Annotated in this window: 11 protein-coding genes; 7 read left to right on the top strand and 4 right to left on the bottom strand. The window is 61.8% G+C overall.

Translation table 11 applies throughout. The annotated features are described in order from the left end of the window. The first annotated feature begins 113 nt into the window (after nucleotides 1-113). Nucleotides 114-1589, top strand: coding sequence for an inorganic phosphate transporter (locus CXQ82_RS07040; RefSeq protein WP_101267405.1), 1476 nt, complete (start codon nucleotides 114-116; stop codon nucleotides 1587-1589). A gap of 848 nt (nucleotides 1590-2437) precedes the next feature. Here CXQ82_RS07040 and ccoM read toward each other — a convergent pair. Both ccoM and CXQ82_RS31380 read right to left on the bottom strand, forming a co-directional pair. Further along, entirely contained in the window at nucleotides 2438-2554 is a 117-nt protein-coding gene (ccoM, locus tag CXQ82_RS31755) for a cytochrome c oxidase subunit CcoM (protein WP_276145525.1), read from the bottom strand. Between the two features lie 143 nt (nucleotides 2555-2697). Continuing rightward, complete coding sequence (locus tag CXQ82_RS31380; protein ID WP_003172386.1) at nucleotides 2698-2859, bottom strand: hypothetical protein; 162 nt, start codon at nucleotides 2857-2859, stop codon at nucleotides 2698-2700. A 133-nt stretch (nucleotides 2860-2992) separates the two neighbouring features. On the opposite strand from CXQ82_RS31380, the gene CXQ82_RS07030 reads away from it, so the two are divergent. The 3 genes from CXQ82_RS07030 (at nucleotide 2993) to CXQ82_RS07020 (ending at nucleotide 5598) form a co-directional block, all read left to right on the top strand. Next, nucleotides 2993-3859: a LysR substrate-binding domain-containing protein gene (locus tag CXQ82_RS07030; RefSeq protein WP_101267403.1), complete on the top strand. Its 867-nt coding sequence runs from the start codon at nucleotides 2993-2995 to the stop codon at nucleotides 3857-3859. Nucleotides 3860-3949: 90 nt separating this feature from the next. Beyond that, nucleotides 3950-4420 (top strand): RidA family protein, encoded by a 471-nt coding sequence (locus CXQ82_RS07025; RefSeq protein ID WP_101267402.1) that lies wholly within the window; start codon nucleotides 3950-3952, stop codon nucleotides 4418-4420. After that, nucleotides 4417-5598 (top strand): aminotransferase class V-fold PLP-dependent enzyme, encoded by a 1182-nt coding sequence (locus CXQ82_RS07020; protein WP_101267400.1) that lies wholly within the window; start codon nucleotides 4417-4419, stop codon nucleotides 5596-5598. Before CXQ82_RS07025 ends, CXQ82_RS07020 begins: the two co-directional genes overlap by 4 nt. Here the strand turns inward: CXQ82_RS07020 and CXQ82_RS07015 are convergent. After that, a complete protein-coding gene (locus CXQ82_RS07015; RefSeq protein ID WP_101267398.1) occupies nucleotides 5595-5936 on the bottom strand; it encodes an aspartate-semialdehyde dehydrogenase in 342 nt (113 codons plus the stop codon). The two genes, CXQ82_RS07020 and CXQ82_RS07015, sit on opposite strands and share 4 nt — an antisense overlap. Before the next feature lie 218 nt (nucleotides 5937-6154). Between CXQ82_RS07015 and rapA the strand changes: the two genes are divergently transcribed. Beyond that, nucleotides 6155-9001 (top strand): RNA polymerase-associated protein RapA, encoded by a 2847-nt coding sequence (gene rapA, locus CXQ82_RS07010; RefSeq protein WP_101267396.1) that lies wholly within the window; start codon nucleotides 6155-6157, stop codon nucleotides 8999-9001. A 164-nt stretch (nucleotides 9002-9165) separates the two neighbouring features. Here the strand turns inward: rapA and CXQ82_RS07005 are convergent, their stop codons facing one another. Beyond that, nucleotides 9166-10512, bottom strand: coding sequence for an MFS transporter (locus CXQ82_RS07005; RefSeq protein ID WP_101267394.1), 1347 nt, complete (start codon nucleotides 10510-10512; stop codon nucleotides 9166-9168). Between the two features lie 251 nt (nucleotides 10513-10763). On the opposite strand from CXQ82_RS07005, the gene CXQ82_RS06995 reads away from it, so the two are divergent. Further along, nucleotides 10764-11129: a YkgJ family cysteine cluster protein gene (locus CXQ82_RS06995; RefSeq protein ID WP_101267389.1), complete on the top strand. Its 366-nt coding sequence runs from the start codon at nucleotides 10764-10766 to the stop codon at nucleotides 11127-11129. A gap of 139 nt (nucleotides 11130-11268) precedes the next feature. Beyond that, a complete protein-coding gene (locus CXQ82_RS06990; RefSeq protein ID WP_101267387.1) occupies nucleotides 11269-13533 on the top strand; it encodes a bifunctional diguanylate cyclase/phosphodiesterase in 2265 nt (754 codons plus the stop codon). Nucleotides 13534-13642: the final 109 nt, after the last annotated feature.

The raw sequence follows: 13642 nt of genomic DNA, 5'->3' as shown, positions 1-13642 counted from the left end.
CCATTCCCCCAGGTTTTTTCAATGAAGATTGTTACCGATGAGCAGCTAGTGCATCGATTACCGAGGTTTTCTGGCATAATCGCGCCCCCTTACGACCGGGTCAGAAAACCTTCATGATCGATTTATTCAGCGGACTGGATGCTTGGGTTCTAGTGAGCCTGTTGCTCGCCCTCGCCTTTGTCCTCGCCTTCGAGTTCATCAATGGCTTTCATGACACCGCTAACGCGGTGGCCACAGTCATCTATACCAAAGCCATGCCGCCGCACCTGGCCGTGTTCTTCTCCGGGGTGTTCAACTTCCTCGGCGTGTTGCTCGGTGGTGTCGGTGTCGCGTATGCCATCGTGCACTTGCTGCCGGTGGAATTGCTGATCAATGTGAACACCGGCCATGGTTTGGCAATGGTCTTCTCGTTGCTGGCCGCGGCGATCACCTGGAACCTGGGCACCTGGTACTTCGGTATCCCGGCCTCCAGTTCCCACACCCTGATCGGCTCGATCCTCGGTGTCGGCCTGGCCAACGCCCTGATCAACGATATCCCCCTGGCTGACGGTGTGAACTGGCAGAAAGCAGTCGATATCGGCGCCTCCCTGGTGTTCTCGCCGATGGCCGGTTTCCTGGTCGCAGCCCTGGTGCTGCTCGGCCTGAAATGGTGGCGCCCGCTGTCGAAGATGCACAAGACCCCGGACCAGCGCCGCAAGCTGGACGATAAAAAGCACCCGCCGTTCTGGAACCGCCTGGTCCTGGTGATTTCCGCCATGGCCGTGAGTTTCGTGCACGGCTCCAACGATGGCCAGAAAGGCATCGGCCTGATCATGCTGGTGCTGATCGGTATCGTGCCGGCGCAATTCGTACTCGATTTGGGCAGCACCACCTACCAGATCGAACGCACCCGCGATGCGACGGTGCACCTGAGCCAGTTCTACCAGCGTAATAACGCCACGCTCGGCGAGTTCCTGGCCCTGGGCAAAAGCGTCAAGAACGACCTGCCAGGCAAGTTCCAGTGCAACCCGCAGCAGACCGAGCCGACCATTAACGCGCTGGTCGAGACCTTGAAAGGTGTGTCCGACTACCACTCGCTGACGGCCGATCACCGCATCGAAGTGCGTCGCTACCTGCTCTGCCTGGACGATACCGCGAAGAAAGTCGGCAAGCTGCCAGGCCTGGATGCCCGTGAGAAGTCCGACCTCGACAAGCTGCGTAAAGACCTGACCGCCACCACCGAGTACGCGCCGTTCTGGGTGATCCTCGCGGTCGCACTGGCGTTGGGCCTGGGCACCATGGTCGGCTGGAAGCGTGTGGTACTGACCATCGGCGAGAAGATCGGCAAGCAGGGCATGACCTATGCCCAAGGCATGTCGGCGCAGATCACCACCGCCACCATGATTGGTTTTGCCAATATCTTTGCCCTGCCGGTATCCACCACCCACGTGCTGTCGTCGGGTGTGGCCGGTACCATGGTTGCCAACAAGAGCGGCCTGCAAGGGGGCACGGTCAAGACCATCCTGATGGCTTGGGTGTTGACCTTGCCGGCGACCGTGGCGTTGTCGGCTGGGTTGTTCTGGCTGGCGTCCAAGGCGTTGGGGAGCTGATAGGCTGAGGCCTGAGGCTGAATAAAAAGGCGCGACCCGGATTGGGATCGCGCCTTTTTTTTGGCTGTTGGAATGAGTACATATCTGTTTCTGCGGTAACGGCTGATATTGGTTCCGCTCTTACAGCGGCTCACTTTTGAACAGCGCAAAAGTAAGCAAAACGCTCTTGCCCCACCACTCGGTACCTCGCCTAGGCTCGGTATGCCCGAAAACAGGTACTACTCCGCGGGCCGCCGCGACGGGGCGTCCCTGCCCCGTCGCGGCTAAACCGGCGTCCTGCCGGTTTACCCGCTCCGTACTACCCGTTTTCGGCCAGCGTGGTTAACGGGGCGCCTAAGATCAAACTCAAAAACAAAGCAGATCAAAAGCAGAGCACGGCGGCCTGAAAGCCGACCTGAGTGGTTAGATCAAAAGCGCTGTTGCTCTGCTTTGTTTTTGCTCCGGCCCTTACATCCTTTTCGCTGACGAAGTCAGCGGTCTCTTGATCTGCGCTCTTGATCGTGACCTTGATCTTAGGCGCCCCGTTAAACACGCTGGCCGAACGCAGGCTTGAATCCGTGGGTAACCCGGCAGGACGCCGGGTTAGCCGCGATGGGCCAGGGATGGCCCATGGCGGCGGCCCACGGATTCAAGCCGGAGTGAGGGCACACCGAGCCTAAGCGAGGTGCCGAGTGTTGGGGCAAGAGCCCTTTGCTTACTTTGGGGCTTTTCCAAAGTGAGTCGCCGTAAGGGCGAAACCACTATCAGCCGTTGCCCAAACAACGGATATACCCACAAAACCCAGCCCAAAAAAAAGGGCGACCGAAGTCGCCCAAAATGCCTTGCGTGCTCATGTAACCCGGAAAGACTTAGGGTTCTTTACGCTTATTAGCGTCCTTCCAGATAAAAATCCCAAACCCTACAAAAAACAGCACCATGAGGCTGACAGTCAGCACCCCGGCAAATACCACATTATCGATAAACATGACCGGCCTCCTGCGCTTGCCCTGTTGCGATAGGGCTAAGTTAATGGAGAAGGCGGATTGAAAAATTGACGGGGATCAATGTCGCCCGCGACGGGGCGTAAAGAAGGGCAATAACTGACCTGCATCAACGGATGCAGGTGGTATCAACGCTTTTTCGGCTTGTTCTTCGGTTTTTTCTTGGCTTTGCCCAACGGCATCGCCTGTTCAAACGCCTGGCGCACTTCATTCAGGCGCTTGTCATTGAGGTCATGCACACGCTTGGCACGTTCGGCATTCAGGTCGATCAGCTTGTCGTCATCACTCATGGCTTGGCTTACGTTGTGGCGGGAGTCCCTCAATAATGCGGCCTCCCCCGCCCAACGGCAAATCAGCGCGCGACAAAAGGCAGGCCCTCGCTCAAAATCGGCACTTCCCGCCCTGCCCAGGAGACGTGTTCACGTGGCACTGCACAAGGACCTCCCCCCGCTGCTGGCCCTGCGCGCCTTTGAAGCCGTGGCGCGGCATTTGAGTTTTATCAAGGCGGCGAATGAGTTGTCGGTCACCCAGAGCGCCCTGAGCCACCAGGTGCAGAAACTTGAGCAACACCTGGGTAAACCGCTGTTTGTCCGACGCACCCGGGCGATCGATCTGACCGCCGACGGCCAGCACTACTACAACGAAATCCGCCCAGCGCTCGACGCCATCGCCACCGCCACGCGTAGCCAACGGATAGCCCCCAGCGCCACGGTGTTGCGCATCGGCCTGCTCGCGTCCTTCGCCACGCTGTGGTTGGCTCCGCGCCTGGCCGGTTTCCTGAACCGCTATCCGCATATTCAAGTAGAGCTGTTGCCGTCGATCCAACTGGCCAACGTCGCCGCCGCCGAGGTCGACCTGGCAATTCGCTATGGCAAGGGTGACTGGCCCGATGTCCAGGCCACGCGGCTGATGGCGGAAGTCATCTCCCCGGTGTGCAGCCCGGCGTTCAAGGCGTTGCAGGACGGCCCGCTGCTGATGGCCACGTCGCACCGCCCGTTCGAATGGACCGATTGGTCCGAGCACTATCAGGTCGACCTCGCTCGCCACCCCCGCGTGATGCTGCATGACTACAACATCGTGGTCGAAGCTGCGGTGGCCGGCCAGGGTATCGCCATGGGCCGCCACCGTTTGATCGAGCGCAGGCTCGAGGACGGCAGCCTGGTGCACGCCTTCGATTGGCCGCCGTACCACAGCGATATCGGCTATTGGCTGATCACACCGCAAGGCGCCGCGAGTGACGCCGCCACCTGCTTCAGCGAATGGCTGAAGGAAGCCTGCGCCGACGCGTGAGTTTTTTCGATACGTCGCGTGAGATCTATGCGTTTGTCGCCCACCGCCGCAGCCAACATGCTGGCCCCTCTTAACCCAGGAGGATTCACCATGAGCGACTCCCTGCGCCAACGCGTGCAAGCCCTCGGCCTGACGCTGCCCACCCCGGCCCAGCCGGCGGCCAACTACATCAACTACGTGATCAGCCAGAATCAACTGTTTGTCTCCGGGCAAATACCGATGGTTGAGGGCAAACCCGCCTACCTCGGCCGACTGGGCGAAAGCCTCAGCGATACAGAAGGCGCTCAGGCGGCAGAACTGGCGGCACTCGGCCTGCTGGGGCAATTGAGCGATGCCCTCGGTGATGACCTGTCGCGCCTGGTGCGCACGCTGCGCCTGGGGGTCTTTATCGCCAGCAGCGGCGATTTCCAACGCCAGAGCGTGGTCGCCAACGGCGCCTCGAACCTGCTGGTCAACGCCCTCGGCGACAAGGGCCGGCATGTGCGAACCGCCGTAGGAGTTTCCAGCCTGCCGGCAGGCGTGGCGGTGGAGGTTGACGCGATTTTCGAGTTGCAGCCGTGACCCGCCTCGACATCCAGCACCTGCGCGAGCGTACACCTGGCTGCCAATCCGGCATTGTGCACTTCAACCACGCCGGCGCCTCCCTACCGAGCCAGGCCACCCTCGACGCGATCATCGAGCAGCTGCAACGCGAAGCCCGCGACGGCCCGATGGAAGCCGGCGAGCACGGTGCCGTGCTGGTGGAAAAAGCCCGCCGCGCGGCCGCGCAATTGCTTAACGCGCCCGCCGCCTCGATTGCCTTTGCCAGCAGTGGTTCGGCGGCCTGGAACATCGCGTTCCAGGCCCTCGGCGCGTGGCAACCCGGCGATCGCATCCTGGTCGGCCGCCACGAATGGGGTGGCAACCTGGCGAGCATGGAATTGGCCGTGCAGGCAGGCGCGCGAGTGGAAGTCATCCCCTGCGATGCAACCGGCGCCACGTGCCCGCAGGCGCTTGCGTCGATGATTGACGCACAGGTAAAACTCATCGACCTGACCTGGCTGCCAGCCAACGGCGGTCTTATCAACCCCGCCGAGGCCATCGGCGCTATTGCCCGGCGCCACGCCATCCCCTACTTCATCGACGCCGGGCAAGCCGTCGGCCAACTGCCGGTGGATGTGCAGGCGCTGCAGTGTGATGTGCTCAAGTCGGCCGGCCGCAAACACCTGCGCGGGCCACGCGGCACGGCGCTGTTGTACGTACGCGCGGAGTTCCTGCAGCACCTGAACCCGGCCCAGCGCGATGTGCTTTCCGCGCCCTGGAGTGCCAGCGGTTACGACCTGCGCAACGACGCCCGCCGCTTTGAAACCAGCGAAGCGTCCTACGCCTTATTGGCGGGTTTGGGCAATGCGTTGCAGGAGATGAATCATTTGGGAGTTGAGCGCGTGTGGGGCCAGGTCCTACGCACCAGTGCGCGAGTACGTGAAGCGCTGCGTCAGATTCCAGGAGTTTCATTGCATGACCTGGGTGCCAGTCACTCTGGACTGATCGCCTTCAACCTCGCCGGTTGGGACGCCTTCGAACTCAAACGCCGGTTGGGATTGAAGCGCATCAACATCGGCGCCAACGGCGTCGCCTACACCCCGCTGGATATGCACGCGCGTGGGCTGGACAGCGTTGCGCGAATTTCCGTCAGCCCGTTGAACAATGATGACGATATCGAGCGGCTGATGGCCGCCCTGCAGGAACTGCGCGATTAAACTTCGACGTCCACCCACAAGCCCTGGCGCGGCGCGTCTTCGATCAGCGGCACCACGGGAACGGTATTGTCGGCGTTAAGCAGATCGCCCGGGATCGCCAGGTGCTGGTCCGGGTCTTCAGCGGCTTCGCGCCGGCGTTTCTGCTGTTCCTGCTGGCGGCGCTGTTCTTCGCGCAGCAGAAAAGTCGACTGCTCGGCATCGCCCTTTTTCAGGTCGATCGTGCTTTCGTTCGAACCCGCTTGCACAGGGACCACGGGCGGAATATCCGGCTTCTGGCGTACCGGGTCGAGTTGCGACGTAACCGGTACAACGCTGACGGGCAGCATGGGTGGCAACATAATGTTTATTCTCCTGTCAGCAGGCTGTCGGCGGGCTGCACGGCGACTTGAGCGCGGGCTCGCCAACCTGTGACCCAGTCGACACTCGCAAGTGCCCGCCACCCGTCGATTCAGCGCTCTGCCCGCCAGCCAAACGGAGTAGTTTTTGTCAGAGTCCTTGGGCGCAGGGGCTTGTTCCGTTAAGATAGTCGGCTTTTTCACGGCGGGAGTCAGGCAGCATGGCGCAGCAGTATCAACCGGGGCAACGCTGGATTAGTGACAGCGAAGCAGAGCTGGGGTTAGGCACCGTTCTGGCACAGGACGGGCGCTTGTTGACCGTGCTCTATCCGGCCACTGGCGACACTCGTCAGTATGCGCTACGGAATGCGCCCCTCACTCGCGTGAGGTTCTCGCCGGGTGACTCCATCACCCATTTCGAAGGCTGGAAAATGACCGTACAGGAAGTCGACGACGTCGACGGCCTGCTGGTTTACCACGGCCTCAATGGGCAGAACGAGCAGGTCACCCTGCCGGAAACCCAGCTGTCGAACTTTATCCAGTTCCGCCTGGCCAGCGACCGTCTGTTCGCCGGGCAGATCGACCCGCTGGCCTGGTTCTCGCTGCGCTACCACACCCTGGAACACACCAGCCGCCAGTTGCAGTCCTCGCTGTGGGGCCTGGGTGGCGTACGTGCGCAACCTATTGCTCACCAACTGCACATCGCCCGTGAAGTCGCTGACCGCATCGCGCCACGGGTGTTGCTGGCCGACGAAGTGGGCCTGGGCAAGACCATCGAAGCCGGCCTGGTGATCCATCGCCAACTGCTGTCGGGGCGCGCCAACCGCGTGTTGATCCTGGTCCCGGAAAACCTGCAGCACCAGTGGCTGGTGGAAATGCGCCGCCGCTTCAACCTGCAGGTTGCGCTGTTCGACGAAGAACGCTTTATCGAAAGCGATGCCACCAACCCATTCGAAGACACCCAGCTCGCGTTGGTGGCTCTGGAATGGCTGGTGGATGATGAAAAGGCCCAGGACGCGCTGTTCGCCGCCGGCTGGGACCTGCTGGTGGTCGACGAAGCTCACCACCTGGTGTGGCACGAAGAGAAAGCCAGCGCGGAATACTCGCTGGTCGAACAGTTGGCCGAAGTGATCCCCGGCGTGCTGTTGCTCACCGCCACCCCGGAACAACTGGGCCAGGACAGCCACTTCGCGCGCCTGCGCCTGCTGGACCCGAACCGCTTTCACGACCTGCAAGCCTTCCGCGCCGAGAGCGAAAACTATCGCCCGGTGGCCGAAGCGGTGCAGGAGCTGCTGGACAAGGGCCGCCTGTCGCCGACCGCGCACAAGACCATCCAGGGTTTCCTCGGTGACGAAGGCGAAGCCCTGCTGACCGCCGTCGACGATGGCGACACCGAAGCCAGCGCACGCCTGGTGCGTGAGTTGCTCGACCGCCACGGCACCGGCCGCGTGCTGTTCCGTAACACCCGCGCCGCCGTGCAGGGTTTCCCGGAGCGCAAGCTGCACGCCTACCCGCTGCCGAACCCGGACGAATACCTGGAGTTGCCGCTGGGCGAACATGCCGAGTTGTACCCGGAAGTCAGCTTCCAGTCGCAGCCGGATATAGAAGAAGAAAACCGCTGGTGGCGCTTCGACCCGCGCGTCGAGTGGCTGATCGACCAGCTGAAAATGCTCAAACGCACCAAGGTCTTGGTGATCTGCGCCCACGCCGAAACCGCCATGGACCTGGAAGACGCCCTGCGCGTGCGCTCCGGCATCCCGGCCACGGTGTTCCACGAGGGCATGAACATCCTCGAACGTGACCGCGCAGCCGCCTACTTCGCCGATGAAGAGTTCGGCGCCCAGGTGCTGATCTGCTCGGAAATCGGCTCTGAAGGTCGCAACTTCCAGTTCTCCCACCACCTGGTTCTGTTCGACCTGCCGTCCCACCCCGACCTGCTGGAACAGCGGATCGGCCGTCTGGACCGGATCGGCCAGAAGCACGTGATCGAACTGCACGTGCCGTACCTGGAAACCAGCCCGCAAGAGCGCCTGTTCCAGTGGTACCACGAGGCGCTGAACGCGTTCCTCAACACCTGCCCGACCGGCAACGCCTTGCAGCACCAGTTCGGCCCGCGCCTGCTGCCGCTGCTGGAAAACGCCGACGACGGCGAGTGGCAAGCCTTGATCGACGAAGCCCGTGCCGAGCGCGAGCGCCTGGAGCAGGAACTGCACACTGGCCGCGACCGCCTGCTGGAGCTCAACTCCGGCGGCGCCGGCGAAGGCGATGCACTGGTTGAGGACATCCTTGAGCAAGACGACCAGTTCGCCCTGCCGATCTACATGGAAACCCTGTTCGACGCGTTCGGCATCGACAGCGAAGACCATTCGGAAAACGCGCTGATCCTCAAGCCCAGCGAAAAAATGCTCGACGCCAGCTTCCCCCTGGGCGACGACGAAGGTGTGACCATCACCTACGACCGTAACCAGGCGCTGTCGCGCGAAGACATGCAGTTCATCACCTGGGAACACCCGATGGTGCAGGGCGGCATGGACCTGGTGCTGTCCGGCTCCATGGGCAACACCGCCGTGGCGCTGATCAAGAACAAGGCGCTCAAGCCAGGCACGGTGTTGCTGGAACTGCTCTACGTCAGCGAAGTGGTTGCCCCGCGTTCGCTGCAGCTGGGCCGCTACCTGCCGCCGGCCGCCCTGCGCTGCCTGCTGGATGCGAATGGCAATGACCTGTCGGGCCGCGTGTCGTTCGAAACCTTGAATGACCAGCTGGAAAGCGTGCCACGGGCCAGCGCCAACAAGTTTATCCAGGCTCAGCGCGACCAGCTGACGCCACGGATCAACGCCGGCGAAGAGAAAATCACCCCACGTCACGCCGAGCGTGTGGCCGAGGCTAAACGCCGCTTGGCTGCGGACACCGACGAAGAGCTGGCGCGATTGACCGCGCTGCAAGCGGTCAACCCGACCGTGCGCGACAGCGAGTTGGTAGCCCTGCGTAACCAACGCGAGCAAGGCCTGGCCATGCTCGACAAGGCGGCGCTGCGGTTGGAAGCGATTCGGGTGTTGGTGGCGGGTTGATAGCTGCCCTGTCCGACTGAAAAACACTGTGGCGAGCGGGCTTGCCCGCGTTGGGCCGCGTAGCGGCCCCACATCCGCACCACGTTTTCTCTGAAGAAACGCGGTGATCTTATTGGGGCTGCTTCGCAGCCCAACGCGGGCAAGCCCGCTCGCCACAAGTAGCCTTAGGCTATTGCTGCAGCAGCCGGCACCTCCACCACCCCCAACCCATCCTTCATCCGCTTGGCATCCCGCACAAAGCTGCGCGACGCCTGGAACAGAAACAGCATGGTCAAGAACAGCGCCACCGGGATCAGGTACATGGCGTCATGCAACCCCACGGCTTTATAGGCCTCGGTCATCTGCTCCGCCCCCGCCGCATACATCGCCGAATGCGCAAAGTGATCCGACAGCCCACCCACCACGATCGGCCCCATACCACCGCCCAACAGGTACAACCCGGCAAAGAACAGCGCCATCGCCGTCGCTCGCAGGCGCGGTTCCACCACGTCCTGGATCGCCGTGTACACGCAGGTGTAGAAGTTATAGGCAAACAGCCAGCCCACACTGAACAGCGCCACGAACACGCCAATCTCGATGCGCCCGGCATGCAAGGCCCAAGCGGTGGTGACGGTGGAGATAATCAAGCTGCAGGCCGCAAACAGCAGTCGGCCATTGGCGACCCGCTGGTGGATCTTGTCGGCAATCCAGCCGCCCAGGGTCAAGCCCACCAGGCCGGTGAGACCAACGATCACGCCGGTGGCGACGGCCGCGTCCTGCAATGGCATCAGGAAGTAACGCTGCAGCATTGGCACCAGGAACGAGTTACACGCGTAGGTCGCAAAGTTGAAGCACAGCCCGGCCAGCACCAGCCAGAGGAAGGTCGGCACCGCCAGTACGCGGCGGATCGGGCGGTCGACGCGTTCCTGGGAAACCTGCACCGCCTCTGCCGCACCGCGCTTGGGCTCCTTTATATAGAACATGAACACCGCCAGGATCAGCCCCGGCACCGCGGCGATGAAGAACGGCGCGCGCCAGCTGTCGAACGCCTTGACCATCCAGCCGATGGTAAAGAACGCCAGCAACAGCCCCAGCGGCAGGCCGAGCATGAAAATGCCCATGGCGCGGGCGCGGCGATGCGCGGGGAACAGGTCGCCAATCAAGGAATTGGCCGCCGGCGCATAACTGGCTTCGCCAATGCCGATGCCCATGCGTACCAACAGGAAGGTCCAGAAACTGCCAACCAGGCCGTTGACCGCCGTCAGCCCGCTCCAGGCGAACAGGCCCCAGCCCATCAGTTTGCTGCGCGAACCGGTGTCGGCCAAGCGCCCAAGTGGCAGGCCGGCAATGGCGTAGACGATGGTGAAGGCGGTACCGATGATGCCGAGCTGGAAGTCGCTCAGGTGCCATTCCATGCGGATTGGCTCGATGATGATCGCCGGAATGGTGCGATCGAAGAAGTTGAACAGGTTGGCCAGGAACAGCAGGAACAGAATGCGCCAGGCATTCGCCGCTTGGGTCGAGTTCTGCATGGGTCCGTCTCTTTTATTGTTATGAGAGCTGCGATGCCCGATGCATCCTGCCCGGTACCTGCAACATAGTCAGGCCGGGCGCGGTTGTCTGTAATGATTCGTAAAGCTGATAGGGCATGATTTCACCCTGTATTACCGGACTTTCCCTACGAAAATATAAGTGCCCACCCCCCTTCCCAACGGCCATGGCCCGGATAGAATGGCGAGCCTTCCGTAACACCCTCCCCACCTTACTTTTATCGATGACGCCCATGTCCGAAGCCAGTCCGTGTCTGAGTTGCGGTGCCTGCTGTGCATACTTTCGTGTGTCTTTCTTCTGGGGAGAGTGCGCCTCATCGGGCGGCACGGTGCCGGATGACCTGGTGGTGCAGATCAACCCTACCCGCGTGGCGATGATCGGAACCGACCAGAAGCCCGCGCGCTGCTGCAGCCTCGAGGGCGAAGTGGGCAAAGGCACCCGGTGCACCATCTATGAGCAACGGTCGAGCCCTTGCCGCGAGTTCGAGGCGTCCTGGGACCAGGGCGTGCACAACACCGATTGCGATGCCGCACGCGCCGCATTCGGCCTGCCCCCGCTGGAAGCGCCTTTCGAACTGGAACTGCCCATCAGCGCTTAGCATCAAACGCTATGGGTGGCATGCCAAAATGGTTGAGAGCAAAGTGCCATTATCCATGCCAAATCCCGCGAGGCTTCTATACTCGACCTCATAGGTTATTGCCGTAGGCAGTGACAATGACTCTATGACGGGAAATGCTATGGAATGGCTCGGTCTGCATTTTTTTACCGACCTCCCGGCGAACGGGCACTTATTACTCAATTGCAGTCATAACCCGTTCCTGGTGTTGCTTGCGTACTTGGTCGCGTGCGCGGCGGGTTTCGGCACGCTGGACATGGCCGAACGCGTCGGCCATGTCGAGGACCCCACCGCAAGGCGCCACTGGCGCTGGCTCGGCGCCGGGTGCCTGGCGGGCGGTATCTGGTCGACCCACTTCATCAGCATGCTGGCCTTCCAGGCCCCCATTGCCATTCATTACGAACTGCTCATGACGTTCGCGTCGTTGCTGATCGCCCTGATCGCATCGCTCTTCGCCATGCAGACCCTCAGCCATGCCCAACTGCGCTTTCATCAATACCTGCTGGCGTCCGTATGGATGGGGCTGGGCATCGCGTTGATGCATTACGTGGGCATGTCGGCCATGCGCTCCCAGGCCCACGCGTACTTCGAGACAGAGCTGTTCATGGCATCGGTCGTCATCGCCATCGGCGCCAGCCTGGCGGCGTTGCTGCTGTCGAGCTACCTGCGCGATGGCGCCGGGGTGTTCCATCAGTTGCTCAAATACGCGGCCAGCCTGGTGCTCGGCGCCGGCATCCTGAGCATGCATTTCACCGGCATGGCCGCCATGCGGCTGATCGTGCCCCACGGCGCAGACCTGTCCTTGCCGCAGGACAACAACCCGATCCAACTCGGCCTGTCCGTAGCGGTCATTACCCTGCTGGTGATCGGCAGCAGCATCAGCGCCGCCCTGGCCGACAAGAAGCTGCAACACAAGGAACGCGACCTGCGCCGGGTCAACGCGCTGCTCAGCGAACTCGACCAGGCCCGCGCCTCGCTCCAGCAGGTGGCGCACTACGATGCGTTGACCAGCCTGCTCAATCGGCGCGGTTTCAACCAGATTTTCGCGGAAAAAATCGCCGAAAAAACCGCCAACCACGGCATGATGGCGGTTATTTTCCTCGATATCGACCACTTCAAGCGCATCAACGACAGCCTCGGGCATGACGCCGGCGACCAATTGCTCAGCGTGCTCGCCGGGCATATCAAGGGTTCGGTGCGCAGCCACGCCGACGTGGTCGCGCGCTTTGGCGGCGACGAGTTTTGCATCCTCATCAGCATTCATCACCGCGACGAAGCCCGGCACCTGGCCCAGCGCATCATGCAACAGATGAAGGAACCCATCGAACTGGCCGGCCGGCGCATGGTGATGACCACCAGTATCGGCATCAGCCTGTTCCCCGAAGACGGCCTGACCTGCGAAGAACTGCTGAAAACCGCTGACCTGGCGCTGTACCAGTCCAAGGACGCCGGGCGTAACAGCCTGAATTTCTTCAGTTCCAACCTGAAAACCCGTGCCTTTCTCGAGTTGCAGCTGGAAGAGGAACTGCGCGGCGCCCTGCGCACCCGTAATCAACTGGTGCTGTTCTACCAACCAATCTTTGACATGAAGCTGGGCAAGGTCACCCGCCTGGAAGCCCTGGTGCGCTGGCAACACCCGCAACACGGCTTGCTGGCCCCGGACCGCTTTATCGGCATCGCCGAAAGCAACGGCTTGATTGCCGAATTGGACCACTGGGTACTGCGCCAGGCCTGTCATGACCTGAGCATGCTGTCTGACCGGGGCTATACCGAACTGACCATGGCGGTGAACTGCTCAGCCTTGAACCTGGCCCGTGACGAGCTGGCCGACGAGATCGAAGATGCACTGCGCTTCAGCGGGGTCGCCGCTACCCGGCTGGAACTGGAAGTTACCGAAAATGCGCTGATGGGCAATATCAGCAGCACCCTCGCCTTGCTGCGCCAGATCCGCGCCTTGGGCGTGTCGCTGGCGATCGACGACTTCGGCACCGGCTACTCGTCCCTCGCCTACCTCAAGCGCCTGCCGCTCAACACCTTGAAGATCGACCGCTCGTTTATCCAGGACATCCCCAAGTCCACCGCCGATATCGAGATCGTCCAGGCAATTATCGGCATGGCCCATACCCTGCACCTGGAAGTGGTGACCGAAGGCGTGGAAACCCAGGCCCAGTTCGAGCTGCTGCTCAAACATGGTTGTGATTTCGTTCAGGGCTACCTATTGAGCCCGGCGGTGCCGGCGGCTGAGATCATCGGCGTGATACAGGGCATCGCACTGCGCAACCCGCTCTACCCGTTCAGTGTGGCTGGCACCAAGGACAGCGGCCCGCCGAAAGAACCCGCGCCAATCCCTTCCGGGCCCACTTCAGTGGTGAGGCCAATTCGCTGACGTCGAATCTTTGGCATTTCGCCATCATTTGCCTAAAGAACGCCGACGAACGGCCGATTCATCAGAGTCCGGCCAGGTTTTCCCTGCGCACAACGGGGTCATGCCCGAT

This window comes from Pseudomonas sp. S09G 359 (assembly GCF_002843605.1).
GTDB lineage: Bacteria > Pseudomonadota > Gammaproteobacteria > Pseudomonadales > Pseudomonadaceae > Aquipseudomonas.
This window is presented reverse-complemented; position numbering and strand designations above follow the sequence as displayed.